This window comes from Micromonospora sp. DT227 (assembly GCF_049841835.1).
GTDB lineage: Bacteria > Actinomycetota > Actinomycetes > Mycobacteriales > Micromonosporaceae > Micromonospora.
Genome location: NZ_JBNCLA010000055.1, coordinates 1 through 548, shown reverse-complemented (window position 1 = coordinate 548; position 548 = coordinate 1). Strand labels below are relative to the sequence as shown.

Genomic DNA, 548 nt, shown 5'->3' with positions numbered 1-548 from the left:
CGTTCGGTGGGTGTGGTTCCGGCGGCGGTGGTGGGGCACAGTCAGGGTGAGATCGCGGCGGCGTGTGTGGCTGGTGGTTTGTCGTTGGCTGATGGGGCGCGGGTGGTGGCGTTGCGGAGTCGGGCGATTGTGGCGTTGTCGGGGTCGGGGGGGATGGTGTCGGTGCCTGCACCTTTGGACGAGGTGCAGGAGTTGATTGTCGGGTGGGGTGGGGACCTGTCGGTGGCGGCGGTCAATGGTCCGGCGCAGGTGGTGATCTCCGGTACCGCGGCGGCGTGTGAGGAGTTCGTGCAGGCGTACGCGGAGTTGGGGGTTCGGCGGATCGCGGTGGACTACGCGTCGCATTCGTCGCAGGTGCAGGCGATCCGCGACCGGTTGCACACTGATCTGGCCGGTTTGCGGCCTCGTAGTGGGCAGGTGCCGTTCTTCTCGACTTTGGAAGCGGTGTTGGTGGATACCGCTGGTCTTGATGGTGGCTACTGGTATCGCAACTTGCGGCACACGGTCCGGTTCGGCGAGGTGATCCGCACGTTGACCGAGGCCGGTCA

Annotated in this window: 1 protein-coding gene; it reads left to right on the top strand. The window is 66.2% G+C overall.

Annotated elements, in window-relative coordinates; translation table 11 throughout:
* Positions 1–548 (top strand): acyltransferase domain-containing protein (locus tag ACLQ2W_RS33860; protein WP_425791968.1); only part of this gene is annotated, 548 nt, incomplete at both ends.